This is a genomic window from Pantoea sp. X-Soil-TKNS-1211, assembly GCF_059730495.1.
This window is the reverse complement of the sequence record NZ_AP035953.1, coordinates 2103399-2122804: the sequence shown is the minus strand read 5'-3', so window position 1 is coordinate 2122804 and position 19406 is coordinate 2103399. Positions and strand designations below refer to the sequence as shown.

Sequence of the window (19406 nt, the reverse complement as noted above, 5' to 3'; positions counted from 1 at the left end):
TTATTCCCCCGTCTTCTCAGCAGATTCAGTGTGGCTCGCATGACTATGCGGCAGGCCGGGGAACACACGCCGGACCAGCACAAAGAACAGCGGGACTAAGAAAATCGCGAGCAACGTAGCGGAAAGGGTCCCGCCGATGATGCCCGTACCGATGGCGATACGGCTGTTCGCTCCTGCGCCGGTCGATATCGCCAGCGGCAGTACCCCGGCGGTAAATGCCAGCGAGGTCATAATGATCGGACGCAAACGCATCGAGGCAGCATTCACCGCAGCTTTCACCAGGTTTTCCCCTTTGCGGTAATTCTCCTCGGCGAATTCGACGATCAGGATGGCGTTCTTCGCCGACAGGCCGATGATGGTAAGCAGCGCCACCTGGAAATAGACATCATTTTCCAATCCACGCAGCGTCACCCCCAGCAGCGCACCGAATACCCCGAGCGGTACCACCATCATTACCGAGAACGGTACGGACCAGCTTTCGTACAACGCCGCCAGACACAGGAACACCACAATCAACGAAATGGCGTACAGCGACATCGCCTGGTTGCCGGAAAGACGTTCCTGATACGACAAGCCGCTCCAGGCATAGGTGGTGCCAGCCGGCAGTTTGCTCGCCAGTTTTTCCATCGCCGTCATCGCATCACCCGAACTTTTGCCGGAGGCGGAAGAGCCCTGGATCTCATAGGATGACAGGCCGTTGTAGCGCGACAGTACATCCGGGCCATAGGTCCAGTGCGATGAAGAGAACGACGAGAATGGCACCATGGTGGTGTCGCCATCGCTGTCGGTGCCGGCGACAAACCACTTATCGATATCCTCCGGTTCACTGCGGAAATCCTCGTCACCCTGCATGTAGACCTTTTTCACCCTGCCACGATCGGTGAAGTCATTAACGTAAGTACCGCCAATCGCCGCGCTCAGCGTGCTGTTGATATTGCTGACCGATAAGCCAAGCGACTGCGCTTTTTCATCGTCGATATCCACCTGTAACTGCGGCAGATCCGGCAAGGTATTGGCACGCACGCTACTGAGCACCGGGTCCTGATTAGCAGAGGCAATCAGCTGGTTACGCAGCTTGAGTAAATCGTCGCGACTGGTGTTGCCACGCGCCTGTAACTCAAAGGTAAAACCGTTCGACTGTCCCAGACCGGAAATCGACGGCGGCGATAGCACAAACACCTGCGCATCGCGGATGCCGGACAGATTCATCATGGCGCGACCAGCAATGGCGTCGGCGGTGTTTTCTGCCCCTTTACGATCGTCCCAGTTTTTCAGGGAGATAAAACCAATGCCCGCATTCTGCCCGCTACCGGCAAAGCTGAAGCCGTTAACCAGCATGCTGACGTTGACGTTATCTTTCTCTTTGGTGGCGAAATATTGCTGGATCTGACGGCGCACTTCGCTGGTACGGTTCTCGGTGGCACCGGGTGCCAGCGTGTACTGCACCATGATGTAACCCTGGTCTTCGGTCGGCAGGAACCCGGTCGGCAGACGCAGATACATAAAGGCACAACCAATCAACAGTACCGCATACAGCAACAGATAACGCACCGAGCTGTGGATCACATGGCCGACTTTCTCGTGATAACGTGCCTGGATTTTTTCGTAGCTGCGATTAAACCAGCCGAAGAAACCTTTCTCACCGCTTTCGTGATGGTGCGGTTTCAGTAAGGTTGCACACAACGCTGGCGTCAGCGTCAGCGCCACCACCACCGACAGCACCATTGAGGAGACGATCGTGATGGAGAACTGACGGTAAATCACCCCGGTGGAACCGCTGAAGAAGGTCATTGGCAGGAATACCGCTGACAACACCAGCGCGATGCCAATCAACGCACCGGTAATTTCCTTCATTGACTTCTCGGTGGCTTCACGCGGTGGTAGCCGCTCTTCGCGCATCACACGCTCGACGTTTTCCACCACCACGATGGCGTCATCCACCAATAGCCCGATGGCGAGCACCACACCAAACATCGTCAGGGTGTTGATCGAGTAATTAAATACCGCCAGTACACCGAAGGTGCCAAGCAGTACCACCGGCACGGCAATCGCCGGAATTAAGGTAGTACGGATGTTTTGCAGGAACACAAACATCACGATCACCACGAGGATGATGGCTTCTACCAGCGTTTTAACCACTTCCTCGATGGAGATTTTGACAAAGTCGGTGCTGTCGAGCGGATAGGCGATGTCATACCCGGTCGGCAGGCTGGAGCGGAACTCATTAACGGTGTTTTTCACGTTCTCTGCGGTAGAGAGCGCATTAGCACCTGATGCCAACTGAATCGCGATACCCGATGCCGGATGGCCGTTCGCCAGCACGTTGGCGCTGTAGTCGTCGTCGCCCATTTCCACCCGCGCGACGTCACTCAGGTGCACCACCGAACCGTCGGTCTGGCTTTTCAGCACGATATTGCGGAACTGCTCCGGCGTTTGCAGACGTGAACGGGAACGCACCGTGGCGACCAGTTGCTGCTCTTTACTCGCCGGTTGCGCACCAATCTGACCAGAAGACACCTGGGTGTTTTGTGCTTCCAGCGCGGTTTCCACGTCAGAAGGCATCAGCGAATAGGACGCCAGTTTGGCCGGATCCAGCCAGATACGCATCGCGTATTCCGCACCAAACACCTGCACGCTACCGACGCCCGGCAGACGTGCCAGCGTATCTTCCATGTTACTGACCAGGTAGTCGGCAACATCCGAAGAGGTCGCTTTGTTGTTTTTGTCGTACAGCGCCATGATCAACAGGAAGTCGCTCTGTGCCTTCTCGACCGTCACACCCTGTTGGGTTACGGCGTCCGGCAAACGGCTTTCCGCCTGCTGCACTTTGTTCTGCACCTGCACCTGGGCGATATCCGGATCGGTGCCCTGCTCAAAGGTGACGGTGATTTTGACCTGACCGGTAGAGGCGGTACTGGTGGAGGAGAAGTAGAGCAAACCGTCGAGGCCGGTCAACTGCTGCTCAATCACCTGGGTGACGCTGCTCTCCAGCGTCTCCGCGGACGCACCGGTATAGGTGGCCTGAATACTGATCTGCGGCGGTGCCACATCAGGATATTGCGCAATCGGCAGGTTTTTGATGCTCAGGATACCAAACATCATGATGCAGATAGCGATGACCCAGGCAAAGACCGGTCGTCGGATAAAGAACTGAGCCAACATAATCAGTTCCCTCCGCTGGTGTTCGCGTTGGCGTCAGTCGGAGTGGTAGTGCCGGTTTCGACCGCTTTCACCGTCTGCCCCGGTTGCACTTTACCGGTGCCTTCAACAATCAGTTTATCGCCGCTTTTCAGGCCGCTGTCGATCAGCCATTTGTTGCCAATCACCCGATCGGTCACCACTTCCCGGCTTTCAACTTTGTTGTCCCTATCCACCACCAGCGCGGTGGCATTGCCTTTCGCATCACGGGTAATGCCCTGTTGCGGTGCCAGCAACCCATCATTTTTCACCCCGTTGCTGACGGTGGCACGCACATACATGCCAGGCAACAACTGGTGATCCGGGTTGGGGAAAATGGCGCGCAAGGTGACGGTGCCGGTTGATTCATCCACCGAGACTTCCGTCAGTTCCAGCTTACCGGTATGGTCATAGGTTGAACCATCTTCCAGTTGCACCGTCACCGGGACTTCATCACTGTTCTGATGCAGCGACGCTTGCTGGCGTTTCAACTTCAGCAACTGCACGCTGGACTGGGTCAGATCAACATAGATCGGGTCCAGCGCACGGATGGTTGCCAGCGCGGTGGTTTGCTCTGACGTCACCAGCGCGCCCGGCGTCACTGAAGAAATACCAATACGACCACTGATTGGCGCTTTGATTTGCGTGTAATTCAGGTTAATGCGGGCGCTTTCAACCGCCGCTTTGTACTGCGTAACTGACGCAAGATTTTGCTGGTAAGTGGCTTCCGCATCGTCAGCATCCTGACGGGAAACACCGTTTTCCTTCACCAGCGCCGCATAACGTTCGGCTTTCAGTTTGCTGCTCTTGACCACGGCGACGGCATTCTTTAGCTGCCCGACCGCTTCGTCATAACTGGCCTGATAACTGGCGGGATCGATCTGATAAAGAACCTGTCCGGCTTTGACCTCATCGCCTTCAGTAAACAGGCGTTTCTGGATGATGCCACCGACCTGGGGACGCACATCCGATGTCATGGTGCCGGTTACGCGTCCTGTCAGTTGACTGGTTAAGGTAACCGGTTCTGTTTGCAGCGTTTTTACGCCAACTTCCGTAACCATTGCCCCGGGATTGTTCTCTGCACTCTGGTCACAGGCAACAATCAAAAATGCCAGACCTGCAATAACATACCGCTGAAAAACCATCATGGTGATCCTATAGTGAACGTTCATTCTCAGCGCGAGAGTCTAACAAACAACCAGTAAGACGTATGTAAGCAAAGCGAAAAGAGGGAATTTAATGACCCTGTAGTTTGTGTCGGAAACCGTCGGTGAAGGTTGTTGACCAGGCAGCATGTTCTACATTGATATAAATCATCGCGGATTCTCCGCCAGCCACTCCATTATTAATGGACCTGAGTTAATAAATAATGGTCAGTTAATGGCGGTCTTTATTTTTTTCAGTTCACAGATGGGAGATAAACCATGCTGGTAATAGCGATTATCCAACACACGCCAATCTGGGTGTGGATTCTCTTTATCTATCTTCTTTCACGCGGTATCAAAGCCCTTAAAACGCGTGAGGTTGCGGTGAGTAAATTATTCCTGATTCCCGTTCTGTTCCTGCTGTGGGCGATTCACGGGGTGTTCAGGGAAACCCACTGGACGCTGGCTGCACTGGCCGCCATGCTTGGGGGGCTGTTAATAGGCGGCCTACTGGGGGCGATGCTGGGACGCCGGAATATGCCCACTACGCCAAGTAGTCAGCCGGGAACGATTATTCGCCCCGGTTCGGTGCTGCCGCTTATTTTTATGGTGGTCGCCTTTATTGCTAAATACGTGCTTTCCGTGTCCGTGGTTTTACAACCCATGCTGATGGATTCGTTGACCTTTAATCTGACACACGGATTAATTAGCGGTTTAACCGCCGGGGTGTTTTGGGGAAATATGTTGGTGGCGTTTATTCCGTGGTATCGCTCGCGTAATCTGGCAAGACCGTAAAGCAGCGCGATAAATCGCGCCGCTACGATGATGTAATGGGTTATGCGAAGCGCTGCAACGCCAACAACGGGCTGGTGAGCGGGCGTTGGTCATGCGTGAAGTCCTGCGCCGCCACCGCCATCGACACCTGCGCCAGCGCCACCTGGTCTGCACCCTGCTGACGCGCTTGCTCCACGGCGTCTTTAATCAGGCGGCGATAGCCCTGCTGATCGCCAGCCTTGAAGGTGGTCCAGGCATCAGGGATCAGGCGCACTTCCGGTTGCAATCCCGCCAGCGTCGGCGGGCAGAACAGCGCGGTAGTCGCCGCCAGCGTTGATTCTGCGGCGCACAGCACCACCGATTTACCACCGCGACGGTGAACCTCATCGGCCAGCATGCGATCGGTGCGATAAACCACACAACTATTGGCCTCGTTGTGAAAACTATCCGCGACCGGCCCCAGCGTCGAACAGGTCATCAGAATCGCATCAAACCACGGCGTCAGGCTATGCAGCAGCGTAGTAAGGCGTGTTTGCTGCTCGCTGGTCATGCCACCACTCAATTCAGCTTCAGCCAACAAATGCGGCATCACCAGATGGCTTAAGCTGGTGGGTGCGATGCCCAGACTGGCGGCGGCCTGATCAAAGATGGCGATATTACTGGCGGCAGTGTGTAAACAAGCGATGGTCATAGGAAATCCTTTTGTCGTGGCAAGCGGGGTAACTCACTATCCTGCTTAGCTGCATTGCATTAGTCACGAAATTTCATCAGAATTATTTCATATTGCCATCAGCAGCTTATCGCCAACCTGTGTAACAGCATGGACCTGAATCTTATTGCTTTTATTATCGCCATCTTGCCGGTCGCCCTGTCACCGGGGGCCAGTTTCACCCTGGCGATCAACAATACCCTGACAGCAGGCAGCCGGGGCCTGGCGGCGATCATTGTCGGCACTGCGCTGGGCATTTATACCCACGCGCTGCTGATCGGTTCCGGTATCAGCGCCCTGCTGCTGCATTCCCCCACTGTTTTTACCCTGCTGAGTTTCGCCGGAACGATTTATCTGTTCTGGCTTGGCGTGCAGTTGATTCAACGGGGACGTAATGTCGCTTCTCCTTATGTTTCCCCTCACCCACGCCGGACCACCGTCAAAGAGGCCTGGCTGGCGAATGTGCTGAATCCCAAAGCGGTGATGCTCTACCTCACCGTGGTGTCACAGTTTGTTGGTAAACAGGGAGCGTTCGCGCATTTTTTGCTGCTGGCAACGGTGCATATCCTGATCATGAGCCTGTGGCTGATACTGGTATGCTACGCACTGCTGACCTCGGCAAAACTGATCAACATTCAGAAGATTGGCTTTTTTATTAACGTCATCGGTGGCGCGGTGCTGGTGATCTTCGCCATGCACAACTTCGCACAACTGCTGCTAAAACTGATGGGACTGTCATGGTAATGCCCGCACTTTCTCTGGCCGATCTCGGCCCGCGCATCTGCATTCTTGGCCCGTCGAACAGCGGTAAATCCACGCTGGCACACGCCATTGCGCAAAAAACCTCGTTACCATTAGTCCATCTCGACCAGCTTTATCATCTGCCCAATACCCACTGGCAGGCACGTAGTGAAGCCGAGTTTCTGCAACTGCATCAGACGGCAATCGCTGAACCCAGCTGGGTGATGGATGGAAACTATGTGCGTTGTCTGCCCGACCGGCTGGCACGTGCTACTGGCTTGATTTTGCTAGAAATCAGTACCACCCGCAGTGTGTTGCGTTATTTTCGTCGGACGTTACTGGATGCACAGCGGGTTGGCGGTGTCGTTGCCGCAGGCCAACAGGAACGTATCACCTGGGAGATGTTGCGTTACCTGTTGTTATATACGCGCAGTAAGCAACCGCGTAATCGTGAGATGTTCGCTTCGTGGCAGCAGCCAAAACTGTTGCTCTCCTCTGCGGCTGAGTTGCAGGCCTGTTATCAGACGTGGGGATTAACGCGCTAACCCCTGACAGTAGCGGCGCGATTTATCGCGCACCTTTGATTTTGAATGCGCGATAAATCGCGCCGCTACAGATGAAATATGCCCTGTCCGTATTACGACAAGGCATTTTTTTAGCTTACTTCAGGCGGAATGCCACCACGCTATCACCCTGTTTGGTACCGAGTGAACCGTGACCGCCCGCCGCAATCACCACATACTGCTTACCATCTTTGCCCATAAAGGTGGATGGCGTGGCTTGCGCGCCAGCACTCAGCTCGGTCTGCCACAGCAACTCGCCGGTGGTGCTGTCGTAGGCACGGAAGAAGTTATCTGCCGTGGCACCGTGGAACACCACATCACCCGCCGTCACCAGCGGACCACCGTGCGCCACCATCCCCATCGGGAAACCAATCGGGAAGCGACCCGGCAGGAAACTGGTGTTGAGGTTTTTGGTGGTGCCGACACGACGCAACCATTCGGTTTTACCGGTCTTCAGATCCACACCCACCATCCGGCCCCACGGCGGAGCAATGCACGGAATGCCAAGATCGGAGGCCAATTGCTGGATATGGATAGCGTAATCACCGTGGAAGTTTTCATTCCAGTAGGGCTGACCATCTTTGGTGAACATGCGTTCAGTGGCCGTCTGCGGGGTACGCTTAATCAAGGTGTATTTGTAGGCCAGGCGCACCGGTGCCGCAATCAACAGCTGACGCTGTGGATCAACTGCCACCGAACCCCAGTTGAACACGCCGATGTTGCCAGGGAAGATCAGCGACCCTTTCTCGGTGGCCGGCGTCCACGGATTGCCATCGTAACGCAGGGTGCGGAAGTCGATACGGCATGACATCTGGTCAAACGGCGTAATGCCCCACATCGATTTTTCCGTCAACGGCTGCGGAATAAAGTTCAGGCTGGAGACCGGTTGCGTGGCGGCAAACTTCTCGCCCTCTACGCCACCCTCGGTTGATACCTGCACCTGATTCACCGGATAGACCGGCTGCCCGGTGAGACGGTTCAGCACAAACAGGTTGCCGGTTTTGGTTGGCAGAATCACGACCGGCTGACGGTTGCCCTGATAATCGATATCCACCAGCGACGGCTGTGACGGATTATCGCGGTCCCACAGGTCGTGGTTAGAACTTTGATAACGCCATTTGAAAGCACCGGTGTGCAGATCCAGCGCCACCAGCGCATCGCGGAACTTCTCGGTGTTGCTGTTCGCATCACGTTCAATGCCGACTTCATCCGGCGAGGCGTTGCCGAACGGCACATATACCAGACCATTTTTCAGATCGGCACTCAGCGTTCCCCAGGCAACCGGGGTATCCTGCGGATAGGTTTGACCCGCCGCAACCGGCGCGGTGTTTTCCGGGTTAGCCGGATCAAAGTTCCACACCAGACGGCCGCTCTGCACATCATAAGCACGGATCACTCCCGACGGATTGCCGCTGTTGAATCCGTTGTCCATCACAGAGCCGCCCACAATCACCAGATTGCCCGCCACCAGCGGTGCCGCAGTTTGCATCAGCGCATGTGGACGGACTTCGCCCATATTGCTGTGCAAATCCACCACACCATTGTTGCCAAAGTCCGCGCAAGGTTTGCCGGTATCTGCATCCAGCGCAATCAACTGCGCATCGGTGGTGGCATTGAAGATGCGCTTACGGCAGATGGCCGGATTAGCCGAGGAGCTATCCTCCGCAACTGGCGTTTGCGAGTAATAGCTCACGCCACGGCAGGTCTGGTGCTGCTGCAAATACGAGCGATCTTTCGCCGGAGTATATTTCCACTTCACCGCACCGGTTTCCGGGTCGAGCGCATGGACTTCATTGTGCGGAGTACAGAAATAGAGCATGCCGTTGGCTTTCAGCGGCGTGGCTTCGAAGGTGTATTCACTGGCGTCATCACCCTGACGCAGATCGCCCGTGTGATAGGTCCAGGCCACTTCAAGGTCTTTGACGTTATCTTTAGTGATCTGATTCAGCGCCGAGAAACGCAGACCGTCGGTTGTTCCGCCGTAGGCGGTCCAGTCATCCTGAGCGCCCTGCTGGCTGCCCTGTGCGCGCTCATTGGTGATGGTGCCAGCCTGCGGCAATGGGTCATAGAAGCACAGACCAATCACCACCAGAATCATAACGATCACCGTACCACCCAGTAACGGATGGAAGCGACGTTGTGCCTGATACAGCGGCTTTACCACCCACGGCATGGCCAGCCACAGGCCGATCACGCCAAACAGATCACCGCGCGGAATCCATTGCCACTTATCAAAGCCCACTTCCCAGATAATCCACACCAGCGTAATCCACATCAGGACGGCATACAGCGTCAGTGCACTACGTTGTTGTCTGAACAGCAAAATCGCGGTAATCAGTAATCCGACCGCCATCAGTGCATAGAATGCACTTCCTCCCAGCATCAGCAGCTTACCGCCCATATACAGCAGCGCGATGCCCAGTATCCCCAATACGATACTGGTTAGTTTGTTAACCATGCTTATCCCTCAAGCTTTGCAAAACGACCTAAATTCTCTTAAAAGAAACCTACAGATGTTCAACATAATTTTAACCAACGTTAAGGAAATGCTAAACCGCATGTCTGAATGTATCGTAAGAAACGCTTATCAATTTAGCGCAGCTGATTTCAACCTGCCGCAGAGCACATCAATCTGTGATTGAAATCACGTTTCATTATTGATGGGGAGAATTAATCATTGGTGAGGATAAATAGCATCTTTTGTTCATTCAGTGATTAACCATAACCTCGATAAATCTGCGAGATAAATCGCGCCACGATGCAATCTGCATAATTCTGCATCAAATGAATTAATTTAACCGGTCAGTTTTCGCTCATTGCGATTATTCCCATACATGCTTCCTTACCTCATTGCTATGACGGCAATTTTATTCATTTTTTAATTAAGTACGCGCCTGAAAGGTATTTATTAATGATAAGACACTGCACAGTGTGGGGTTTTTGAGAGTTTCCTCAGCCTCCCTGACTCAGGGGGTTGTGATATAAGTCACGCGACTGTTCTGGAGTAAGTCTGCTTATAAGAAGAAGGTTAACGATGATCAGTGCCAATTCACTTTATCGCAAATTACGGTTTCCCTTTAAGCTCACCCATGCTGCATTAAAATATCCCCGTGCCAATGCCCGTGTCAGACAATATAAGGTGTTGTCACCCGAGCAGACGATTGATCTGCTATTAAACAATAATCACCTCTCCATCAGCCGCTATGGCGATGGTGAACTGGAGATGACGTTGTTTAAAAACATTGGTTTTCAGGCATTTGATGAACGGTTATCGATCCGCTTAAAAGAGATCTTGCGGCGGGGCGTGAATCATAACCCCAACTGTTTATTATGTCTGCCGGATGCCTTTCGCAGCACCCGAAATATGCGTTTTGGCTCGGCCCTGTTCTGGTTTTTTCATAAGGCATTTTGTTTTCTGCGTTACGAGCCATTGTTAAGTAGAAAATATTTATATGGCAACACTTCGGTGACGCGCCCTTATCATGACTATAAAGACAAAACCTTATCCACGGTGATTTTTGCTAAATTCCAGCAATTATTCAGAGATAAAAAAATTTTAATCGTGGAGGGCAGTGGCACGCGTTTGGGAATGGGGAATGATTTGCTAGCCGGTGCGCGTGAAATAAAGCGTATTACCACCCTGAACCGCAATGCCTTTTCAGTTTACAACGAATTATATAGCGCCGTGCTGGCACATGGCCGCCATTTTGACATGGTACTGATTTCACTTGGCCCCACCGCCACGGTGCTGGCGTACGATCTCAGCCAACAGGGTATTCGATGCATAGACAGTGGACACATCGATATCGAATACGAGTGGATGCGCAGCGCCGCACGCGACAAGGTGCAAGTGGCCGGGAAGAACGTCAATGAAGTCGGCGTGTTATTAAGTGATGAGGTGCGTGACACCGATGAACACTATCGCAGCCAGATTTTGCAACATGTCGGATTGACACCGGAAGCGGTGCCAATCCCGTCACCACTACGCCAGCCGATGGTGTAAAACACCACTCAGCACTGTACGTTGCGACGAATATCGCCGGGACAACGTCTCTTTATCTCAAGCAATCTCAAAAAATGGTTTTTTTGAGATTGCTTGAGATAACCGGAAAGAAACCACACGACGCCTGATGCACATTCCGTAGCGGCGCGATTTATCGCGCATCTTTATAACCGCGCGATTTATCGCGCATCTTTAACCGCGCGATAAATCGCGCCGCTACGACATCCCCGCTACTGGTTCTGATGACGCTGGCAAAATGCCGCGATATCCCCGGACTGAAAATCGCCGAGATGCGCCATCAGTTTCTCCAGCGGCCAGTGCCACCAGGCAATTGCCTGCAACTGTGCGGCGATTGCTGGAGTAAAGCGCATGCGGATGGGTCTGGCCGGGACACCACCGACAATGGAGTATGGCGCGACATCCTTGCTTACCACCGCACCCGCCGCCAGTACCGCGCCATCGCCTACCGTCACCCCAGGCAGCACGATCACCCCATGGCCGATCCATACGTCGTGGCCGATGATCACCCGGTCAGCACGGCGCTCGGCAAAAAATGCGCTGTCACGCTGCGTCTGGCTGTCATAGTACTCAGGACAATAGGTAAAACGATGCTGCGAAGCACGATCCATCGGATGATTCGGCGCACCGATGCGTACCTGATTAGCGATCGCGGTAAAGCGGCCAATTTGGCTGTCAGCGATGCAACAATGCTCACCTATATAGGAAAAATCACCCAGTTCGCTGTATTCGAGATAGCTGTGGGCGAGGATTTCACACTGCTGACCAATGTGGGTCTCACGCATACGCACGCTGGGATCGATGACGGTTTGTTGCAGTTTGGCCGGTTGCACAGCAGCGAGTGCCATAGCGAAAACTCCGTAGTGGTCAGATGTCTGGATAACTGAGCTGCGCCAGGGCAGCGACGAGACATCAACCTAACCGGACAAGATGACAGCCAGATGGCAACATGCCATCTGGCGCAGCATTTATGGGCGAGCTGCGGTGCCATCCGGCAAACGTGCATTGGTCCACTCGGGCAGACCACCGGAAACCGGATACTTCGCGGCCAGTTTCTCATCAATATCTACCCCCAACCCCGGACGTTCACTCAGGTAGGCGTAGCCACGATCAATTTCCGGGCAACCCGGGAACACCGCCTGAAGCGCTTCATTGACCGGCGTATATTCCTGAATCCCCAGGTTGGTGATACTCATATCGATATGCAGATTGGCCGCCACGCCAACCGGTGAGATGTCACCTGGGCCGTGCCAGGCGGTGCGCACACCGTACAACTCCGCCAGGGTGGCAAGCTTCTTCGCCGGAGTGATGCCGCCAATGGTGCTGACATGGCAGCGGATGTAATCGATCAATTGCTGCTGGATCAGCGGCTTCCATTCGTTGATCTGGGTAAAGAGTTCCCCCATCGCTACCGGGGTGCTGCTCTGCGTACGCAGTTTGCTTAACCAGTCGATGTTTTCCGGTGCCACCGGGTCTTCGAGGAAGAACAGTTGATACGGCTCAAGGGATTTAGCCATCTGAATCGCGGCAATCGGCGTGATGCGCTCGTGCACGTCATGGATAAATTCCACCCCGAAACCCAGCTTGTTTCGCAGATGATCGAACAAACGCGGTACGGCACGCGCATAGGCATCTGGATCAAACCAGACACCGTGGGTCTGGCTGCGTGGTGACACTTTAGGCTGGATGTTTTTCGCCCGTGATAGTTTCCCGGCGATCAGGCGCAGATCATCGGTCCCTGCACCACCGTACATCCCTACCTGACAACGAACATACTGGTAACCCTCCTCCATCCGCGCCCGAATATTGTCCTCGACTTCAATTTCATCCGCGCCGTCGCAGTGCCGGTAAAGCGCGATACCATCGCGGCATTTGCCGCCCAACAGTTGATACACCGGCAGGTTAGCGAGTTTGCCTTTGATATCCCACAGCGCCATGTCCATGCCTGACAGGGCATTGTTCATCACCGGACCATTGCGCCAGTAACCACTGACGGCGGCTGACTGCCACAAATCCTCGATACGCGCCGGATCTTTGCCGATTAAAAAGGGTTTGATGTAATTTTCAATCGCGGCCGCCACCGCATAAATACGTTGGGTAAAGGTGGCACAGCCAAGGCCGTACAGTCCCGGTTCGCTGGTTTCGATCTTTACCACCACCAGGTCAATGCCTCCAGGGGCGGTGAGGATGGTTTTGACGTCAGTAATTTTCAGTTCGCTCATGAAATCCTCGCTTATCCTGTATGATGTCCTACATGTTGTTTGATAAAAAAAGCCCGCGACGGGCTTTTTGCATTAAGAATTGTGGCGCACGTCTTCGATAGCATGCACGTTGTGGGTCATGGCGCTGTTTAATGTCTCCGTTGCCAGCGTAGCATCACGGTTCTTCAGTGCCATAAATACCTTGATATGGGCTTCCACGCTCTCCAGGGTAATGCCCAACACCCGGTTCAACTCCTCAAGGTAATGCACATAGATCCCCTTCAGGGACTCCATCACATGAATAAACACCTTATTATGGGAGGCTTTGACGATCGCCAGATGAAAATCATAATCGGCCAGCGAATATTTTTTGTAGTCGTCACGGCTGACTAACATGCGATTCAACGCCTTTTCCAGCGCCTGGACGTCTTCATCGGTGGCGTTCTGCACCGCCAGCTCCATACAACGGAATTCCACCGTCTGGCGAAACACCCGCATATCATCGAACTCCTCCTGCGACAGATGCAGGATCGGCGCGTTGTTACTGAAGGCGTCATAGCGTGCCAGGTCGCGGGTCACATAAGTCCCCTTCCCCTGATGCGTCACCACCACACCCAAATCACGCAGTTTCTGTACCGCACTGCGCACGCTGACACGGCTGACCTGAAAGGTGGCGGTTAACTCCGCTTCCGAAGGCAACTTGCAGCCTGATTCCCAGACGCCATTCTGAATGTTTTGCTTCATCTGTTCGTAGATAACGTCGACGACATTATGCTTTTGGATACTTTCCAGGCTCACCCGCTGTTCCCACTTGTCCTACATGTATGAAGTTGTAACGTTTCAGTGTCCGGCTGACAAGGGGAAAATGATCCGCTCGCCAAACACCCGGCACGCCATCACGCCTATAATTAATTTAAATTCATAGAGTTAAAGACAATTTCATTGATTTCCGTCAAGACACTCTCTGCGCAAAACTGTGAGCTAATCGGCAATTACTGAGCCAGGTAATTGCTGTCGATCGTGGCTTCACGTACAACGTCCCCATGCAACTTGTTAGTCATGTTACATCAAGGGATAAAACTCTATGCAAAACTTATTTAACCTCAGCGGCAAAACCGCGCTGATTACCGGTTCGACTCGTGGCCTTGGCCTGGCGTACGCACAGGGTCTGGCACAGGCTGGCGCTCGCGTGATTCTCAACGGCACGCGTGAAGAACATCTGCAACAGGCACTGGCAAGCCTCAAAGCCCAGGGCTGCGATGCACGCGGATACCTGTTCAATGTGGCGGATGAAGCCGAAATCGAGGCGGTTTTCGCCAGGCTGGATGCTGAGCAAATCGCGGTGGATATCGTGATCAATAACGCCGGGATCCAGTTCCGCAAACCGATGCTGGAACTGGCGCTGGCCGACTGGCAGCGCGTACTGGACGTCAATCTGACCAGCGCCTTTCTGGTGGCACGCGCGGCGGCCCGTCGCATGGTGGCACGCAACAGCGGCGGCAAGATCATCAATATCGGTTCGCTGACCAGTGAAGCCGCCCGCGCGACGGTGGCACCCTACACCGCTGCCAAAGGCGGCATCAAACTGCTCACCAAATCGATGGCGGCCGAATGGGCGCCATTCAATATCCAGAGCAACGGCATCGGGCCAGGCTACATCCTGACCGATATGAACGCGGCGCTGGTCGACAACGCCGAATTCAATCAATGGGTATGCAGCAGCAACCCTTCCGGCCGCTGGGGGAAACCTGAAGAACTGATTGGCACCGCTGTTTATCTCGCCTCTGATGCCTCGAATTACGTCAATGGACAGATGATCTATGTCGATGGCGGCTGGCTGGCGACCCTGTAAATTACCGAAAAAAAACCTGCACGGTAAAGGCTGAATATGAAACCGACTCGTACCCGACTTTCTGTTCTGGCGATGTTGTTTGTTGTCACCGCGATTAACTATATGGACCGGGCTAACCTGTCCGTTGCTGGCTCTCACATCCAGGGAGAGTTCTTCCTCTCAGCAACCCAACTGGGGCTGCTGTTCTCGATGTTCACCTGGTTCTACGCCATGAGCCAGATCCCGGTGGGCTATCTGCTCGACCGCATTGGTTCACGCTGGCTGTATGGCAGCGCCATCGTATTGTGGAGCGTCTTTACCCTGCTGATGGGGCTGGCTTCGCATCACTTTTTCACCACTGCTACCGCCTCATTTATGATGTTGCTGGTGTGCCGGGCGTTGATCGGCGTGGCGGAAGCGCCCTCCTTCCCCTCGAACACTAAAATCATCGCCACCTGGTTCCCCGACCATGAACGCGCCCGCGCCACCGCCACCTACTCCAGCGCGCAATATATCGGCCTGGCCCTGTTGACGCCTGCGCTGTCGTTTATTGTCAGCCGGTGGGGATGGGAGATGTCGTTTTACATCTCAGGGCTGATTGGCATTGTGTTCGGCATCTACTGGCTGATCGCCTACCGCGACCCGCAGCACAGTTCCCGCGTCAACAATGCGGAACTGGCGGTGATTCGCCAGGGCGGTGGCTATGGCTCCAGCCATTCATTGCAGCAGAATCCGGGTGTTAACTGGTCGTCCGTGCGCTACATCCTGCGTCAGCGCACAACCTGGGGATTGTTTATCGCGCAGTTCGCCGCCTCCTCCACCCTCTACTTTTTCCTGACGTGGTTTATCGTTTACCTCGAGAAAGGGTTGCACCTGTCGATTGATAAAGCCGGGATTGGTGCCATGTTCCCCTATCTGATGGCGATGGCGGGCGTCCTGTGTGGCGGCACCCTGAGTGATATGCTGCTGAAACGCGGCCACAGCCGCACCTTCGCCCGTAAGCTGCCGGTGATGGCTGGCATGTTGCTGACCTGCTCGATTGCGCTGGTGAATTTTTTCCAGGACAGTCCGGTGATTGCCATCTCCATCTTATCCATCGCCTTCTTTGCCAACGCCTTCTCCAACCTTGGCTGGGTGGTGTGCAGTGACGTGATTCCGCGCCAGTTGATCGGCACCATTGGCGGCTTCCTGAATATTTTCGGCAACCTGTCCGGCATCGTCAGCCCGATCATTATTGGCGTGATTTTGCAGCGCACGCAAAACTTCCAGTACGCGATGTGGTACATCGCCGCCGTGGCCCTGTGCGGGTTCCTGGCTTATCTGTTGCTGGTCGGGAAAATTGAAGTGCTGACGCCCCCCGACGAAAAGCAGCAAGACCATGCCGATCGACGCCTTGATACTCCAACTAATATACAGAGGGAAGCATGATGCAGCAGAAAACAGTTAAGGCAGTGGTGGTTCGCGCCGCACATGATGTGCGCTGTGAATCCCGCGATATTGAATGGCACGACCATCAGGTGTTGGTGCGCGTTGAACGTGGCGGTATTTGCGGTTCCGATATTCATTATTATCAGCATGGCCGGGCGGGGATGTCGGTGTTAAAAGCGCCGATGGTACTGGGACATGAGTTTGTCGGCATTGTCGATCAGGCGCCGGCAGATAGCGGTTTGCAGCCAGGTCAACGGGTGGCGATCAACCCTTCGCAGCCCTGCCAGCAGTGTGGGTTTTGTCTGGAGGGTAAACAGAATCTCTGCCGTTCGATGCGCTTTATGGGCAGCGCCCAGTTCTATCCGCACGTTAACGGTGGATTTGCTGACTACGTCGCCGTCAACCCGTTGCAGTGCGTGCCCTTTGATGCCCAATCAGACCCGAAAATTATCGCCTTTGCTGAGCCGCTGGCGGTGTGTATCCATGCGGTGCGTCAGGCCGGTGATTTGACCGGGAAACGCGTGCTGGTCACAGGAGCGGGGCCGATTGGTTGTCTGGTGATCGCCGCCGCGCTGGCCTCGGGCGCGACCGAGGTGATGGCGACCGATATCAGCGAACGTTGCCGCGATCTGGCGCAGCAAATGGGGGCCAGCCTGACGGCCGACCCACGCGACGAAGATATCACCCAAGGCTGGACGGAAAATGGCGGCGTATTTGATGTCTGCTTTGAAGCTTCCGGTGCCACCGCTGCCGTGGCTTCTGCCGTCAGTTTTACCCGCCCTGGCGGCATTATCGTGCAACTGGGGATGGGAGCACCTGAAGTAAATTATCCTGTCGGCCCGCTGCTGGTCAAAGAAGTGCAGCTGCGCGGTTCCTTCCGCTTTACCGGTGAGTTCACCACCGCCGTGCGCTGGCTGGAATCCGCCAAGATCAACCCCCTGCCGCTGCTTTCCGCTGAGATAGCGATGACCGAGGCGATCAGCGCACTGGAGCTGGCCGCCGATAAAGAGCGCGCGGCCAAGGTACAACTGGTGTTCTAACCTGCGGCTGACGCAACGGTGCGATAAATCGCGCCGTTGCGGATCAGCTGTTTCTTTGTTTCAGCAGCTGCTGCCCGGCAGTCTTTTCCAGCCGCCAGACATTCACCAGCGAACAGGCCACCAACAGCGAGATACCGATAAAAGCCACGTTCACATCCATCTGGCCCGGCACGTTGCTGTCGCGCCACCCCATTGAGATCCGCATCAGCAGCGCCGAAAACGCGATGCCCGCACTCATGCTGAACTGGAAAAAGATACTGAAAATCACCGACGCATCCGCCATCTTCTCCTGCGGCACGTCGGCAAAACCGAGGCTGTTGTAGCAACTGAATTGCAGCGAGCGCGTCAGCCCACCGATAAACAGAATGGTGGCGATGGCGAAATAGCTGAGCGAGGGACTGAGCAGCACACAACTCAGGACTGCCAGCAGGCTGATCAGGCCATTCCATAGCAAGATGCGGCGGAAACCAAAGCGGTTCATCAGCCAGGTGGTGGCCGGTTTCATCGCCAGATTCCCGGCAAAAACCCATAACACCATCGAACCTGCCTGCACGGCACTCCAGCCAAAACTGAGCTGAAACAGCAGCGGCAACAGGAAGGGAATGGCGTTGATCGACGCCCTGAAATACGACCCGGCAATCGCCGTACTACGGAAGGTGGGAATGGCCAGCGTACCAAAGGGCAACAGCGGTGCCGGATGGCGCAGGCTGTGGCGATAGCTCAACACCGCGCTGACGCTACCCACCAGCATCAGCAACAATCCGCTGAGCAGTTCGCTGTGGCCGAGCAGCTCCAGTCCGCTGACCAACGCCACGCAGGCTAAGGCGGTATAGACAAAGCCCTGACCATCAAACGCTCGCGTCGCGTTGTTACGGCTTTGCGGCACCAGCCGCCAGGTCGCGGCCAGCGCCAGAATGCCTAACGGAATATTCAGCCAGAAGATCCACGACCAATGTCCGTAAGTGACGATAAAACCACCGAGCGGCGGCCCCAGCACTGGCGCAATCAGTCCGGGCCAGGTAATGACGGCGATGGTTTTCACCATGTTTTTCTTCGCCGTCACCCCCAGCACCACCATGCGCCCGACCGGTACCATCAGTGCCCCACCGACGCCCTGCAACACCCGACTAAAGGTGAACAGTGGCAAGTTATCGCTGATGCCACACAACACCGACGCGAGGGTAAATAACAAAATCGCGGCGGCAAACAGGTTACGCGCACCAAAGCGTCCAGCCAGCCAACCGCTGATCGGGATAAAGATCGCTACCGCTAGTAAATAGGCGCTGATGCCGACGTTGAGTGCCACCGGTCCAACGGCAAACTCACGCGCCATCTGCGGGATTGCGGTGACGATCACCGTGGCATCGAGGTTTTCCATAAAAAAAGTCAGCGCGACCAGCAGCGCCAGCCAGAGCGTGTTGCCAGCCGGGGCGGTCGGTTGCGACGAAGGGTGTGGCATTCCTTTGGCGTCCTGTGAAGGTCAGAAAATACGAGCAGAATTCTTCACCTTAACATGTAGCGACGCGATTTATCGCGCGGGTTTTTAGCCGGAGCACGAAAAAAGGCGGAGTGGTTAGCTCCGCCTTGATTCAAGTTCCGATCAGTGAGCCTGACCGGTCAGTTGCAAAAGGGCAACGATGATCTGCAAGATAACCCGGACCAGGTCCAGCAATAATCTAACCAGTTCCATCACTTTCCTTCTCCTGTGACAGGAGCGCGCCTTACGGCATTCGGGACTTTGACCCCACCCGCCGAACGCCTTAGCACATCTGTGAT

At 54.8% G+C, this 19406-nt stretch carries 15 protein-coding genes; 7 read left to right on the top strand and 8 right to left on the bottom strand.

What is annotated here, in order from left to right:
* Together AC6I8W_RS10175 and AC6I8W_RS10170 are read right to left on the bottom strand one after the other, a co-directional pair.
* A complete protein-coding gene (locus tag AC6I8W_RS10175) occupies positions 1–3162 on the bottom strand; it encodes an efflux RND transporter permease subunit (protein ID WP_497838036.1) in 3162 nt (1053 codons plus the stop codon).
* 2 nt (positions 3163–3164) lie between these two features.
* Complete coding sequence (locus AC6I8W_RS10170) at positions 3165–4325, bottom strand: efflux RND transporter periplasmic adaptor subunit (protein WP_497838035.1); 1161 nt, start codon at positions 4323–4325, stop codon at positions 3165–3167.
* Between the two features lie 276 nt (positions 4326–4601).
* On the opposite strand from AC6I8W_RS10170, the gene AC6I8W_RS10165 reads away from it, so the two are divergent.
* The gene (locus AC6I8W_RS10165) at positions 4602–5117 is read left to right on the top strand and encodes a DUF6622 family protein (RefSeq protein ID WP_497838034.1); all 516 of its coding nucleotides are present in this window, start codon (positions 4602–4604) and stop codon (positions 5115–5117) included.
* A gap of 40 nt (positions 5118–5157) precedes the next feature.
* On the opposite strand, the gene AC6I8W_RS10160 is transcribed toward AC6I8W_RS10165, so the two are convergent.
* Positions 5158–5787, bottom strand: a complete 630-nt coding sequence (locus AC6I8W_RS10160) for a glutamate racemase (protein ID WP_497838033.1) — start codon at positions 5785–5787, stop codon at positions 5158–5160.
* A gap of 129 nt (positions 5788–5916) precedes the next feature.
* Here AC6I8W_RS10160 and AC6I8W_RS10155 point away from each other — a divergent pair, with 129 nt between their 5' ends.
* Positions 5917–6549 (top strand): LysE family translocator, encoded by a 633-nt coding sequence (locus AC6I8W_RS10155; RefSeq protein ID WP_497838032.1) that lies wholly within the window; start codon positions 5917–5919, stop codon positions 6547–6549.
* A complete protein-coding gene (locus tag AC6I8W_RS10150) occupies positions 6543–7091 on the top strand; it encodes a P-loop NTPase family protein (protein WP_497838031.1) in 549 nt (182 codons plus the stop codon). Before AC6I8W_RS10155 ends, AC6I8W_RS10150 begins: the two co-directional genes overlap by 7 nt.
* Positions 7092–7206: 115 nt before the next feature.
* Here the strand turns inward: AC6I8W_RS10150 and AC6I8W_RS10145 are convergent, their stop codons facing one another.
* A complete protein-coding gene (locus tag AC6I8W_RS10145) occupies positions 7207–9567 on the bottom strand; it encodes a membrane-bound PQQ-dependent dehydrogenase, glucose/quinate/shikimate family (protein WP_497838030.1) in 2361 nt (786 codons plus the stop codon).
* A gap of 576 nt (positions 9568–10143) precedes the next feature.
* On the opposite strand from AC6I8W_RS10145, the gene AC6I8W_RS10140 reads away from it, so the two are divergent.
* Complete coding sequence (locus tag AC6I8W_RS10140) at positions 10144–11112, top strand: GT-D fold domain-containing glycosyltransferase (protein WP_497838029.1); 969 nt, start codon at positions 10144–10146, stop codon at positions 11110–11112.
* Positions 11113–11342: 230 nt separating this feature from the next.
* Here the strand turns inward: AC6I8W_RS10140 and AC6I8W_RS10135 are convergent, their stop codons facing one another.
* From AC6I8W_RS10135 to AC6I8W_RS10125, 3 genes are all read right to left on the bottom strand, one after another.
* On the bottom strand, positions 11343–11978 hold the full coding sequence (locus AC6I8W_RS10135) for a DapH/DapD/GlmU-related protein (protein WP_497838028.1): 636 nt from the start codon (positions 11976–11978) through the stop codon (positions 11343–11345).
* A gap of 120 nt (positions 11979–12098) precedes the next feature.
* Positions 12099–13352 (bottom strand): enolase C-terminal domain-like protein, encoded by a 1254-nt coding sequence (locus AC6I8W_RS10130; RefSeq protein WP_497838027.1) that lies wholly within the window; start codon positions 13350–13352, stop codon positions 12099–12101.
* A 72-nt stretch (positions 13353–13424) separates the two neighbouring features.
* Positions 13425–14129: a FadR/GntR family transcriptional regulator gene (locus tag AC6I8W_RS10125; protein ID WP_497838026.1), complete on the bottom strand. Its 705-nt coding sequence runs from the start codon at positions 14127–14129 to the stop codon at positions 13425–13427.
* A 286-nt stretch (positions 14130–14415) separates the two neighbouring features.
* On the opposite strand from AC6I8W_RS10125, the gene AC6I8W_RS10120 reads away from it, so the two are divergent.
* The 3 genes from AC6I8W_RS10120 to idnD are packed head-to-tail and all read left to right on the top strand — an operon-like array spanning position 14416 to position 17630.
* Complete coding sequence (locus AC6I8W_RS10120; RefSeq protein WP_497838025.1) at positions 14416–15183, top strand: SDR family oxidoreductase; 768 nt, start codon at positions 14416–14418, stop codon at positions 15181–15183.
* 36 nt (positions 15184–15219) lie between these two features.
* Positions 15220–16590, top strand: coding sequence for an MFS transporter (locus AC6I8W_RS10115; RefSeq protein WP_497838024.1), 1371 nt, complete (start codon positions 15220–15222; stop codon positions 16588–16590).
* On the top strand, positions 16590–17630 hold the full coding sequence (gene idnD, locus AC6I8W_RS10110; RefSeq protein ID WP_497838158.1) for an L-idonate 5-dehydrogenase: 1041 nt from the start codon (positions 16590–16592) through the stop codon (positions 17628–17630). The genes AC6I8W_RS10115 and idnD overlap by 1 nt, the downstream gene beginning before the upstream one ends.
* 43 nt (positions 17631–17673) lie before the next feature.
* On the opposite strand, the gene AC6I8W_RS10105 is transcribed toward idnD, so the two are convergent.
* Positions 17674–19089 (bottom strand): MFS transporter, encoded by a 1416-nt coding sequence (locus AC6I8W_RS10105; RefSeq protein ID WP_497838023.1) that lies wholly within the window; start codon positions 19087–19089, stop codon positions 17674–17676.
* Between the last annotated feature and the right edge of the window lie 317 nt (positions 19090–19406).

What these genes read in the sequence shown, in the direction of transcription:
- AC6I8W_RS10175 (WP_497838036.1), bottom strand. Translation starts at nt 3,162, where the DNA reads ATGTTGGCTCAGTTCTTTATCCGACGACCGGTCTTTGCCTGGGTCATC.
- AC6I8W_RS10170 (WP_497838035.1), bottom strand. Translation starts at nt 4,325, where the DNA reads ATGATGGTTTTTCAGCGGTATGTTATTGCAGGTCTGGCATTTTTGATT.
- AC6I8W_RS10165 (WP_497838034.1), top strand. Translation starts at nt 4,602, where the DNA reads ATGCTGGTAATAGCGATTATCCAACACACGCCAATCTGGGTGTGGATT.
- AC6I8W_RS10160 (WP_497838033.1), bottom strand. Translation starts at nt 5,787, where the DNA reads ATGACCATCGCTTGTTTACACACTGCCGCCAGTAATATCGCCATCTTT.
- AC6I8W_RS10155 (WP_497838032.1), top strand. Translation starts at nt 5,917, where the DNA reads ATGGACCTGAATCTTATTGCTTTTATTATCGCCATCTTGCCGGTCGCC.
- AC6I8W_RS10150 (WP_497838031.1), top strand. Translation starts at nt 6,543, where the DNA reads ATGGTAATGCCCGCACTTTCTCTGGCCGATCTCGGCCCGCGCATCTGC.
- AC6I8W_RS10145 (WP_497838030.1), bottom strand. Translation starts at nt 9,567, where the DNA reads ATGGTTAACAAACTAACCAGTATCGTATTGGGGATACTGGGCATCGCG.
- AC6I8W_RS10140 (WP_497838029.1), top strand. Translation starts at nt 10,144, where the DNA reads ATGATCAGTGCCAATTCACTTTATCGCAAATTACGGTTTCCCTTTAAG.
- AC6I8W_RS10135 (WP_497838028.1), bottom strand. Translation starts at nt 11,978, where the DNA reads ATGGCACTCGCTGCTGTGCAACCGGCCAAACTGCAACAAACCGTCATC.
- AC6I8W_RS10130 (WP_497838027.1), bottom strand. Translation starts at nt 13,352, where the DNA reads ATGAGCGAACTGAAAATTACTGACGTCAAAACCATCCTCACCGCCCCT.
- AC6I8W_RS10120 (WP_497838025.1), top strand. Translation starts at nt 14,416, where the DNA reads ATGCAAAACTTATTTAACCTCAGCGGCAAAACCGCGCTGATTACCGGT.
- AC6I8W_RS10115 (WP_497838024.1), top strand. Translation starts at nt 15,220, where the DNA reads ATGAAACCGACTCGTACCCGACTTTCTGTTCTGGCGATGTTGTTTGTT.
- idnD (WP_497838158.1), top strand. Translation starts at nt 16,590, where the DNA reads ATGCAGCAGAAAACAGTTAAGGCAGTGGTGGTTCGCGCCGCACATGAT.
- AC6I8W_RS10105 (WP_497838023.1), bottom strand. Translation starts at nt 19,089, where the DNA reads ATGCCACACCCTTCGTCGCAACCGACCGCCCCGGCTGGCAACACGCTC.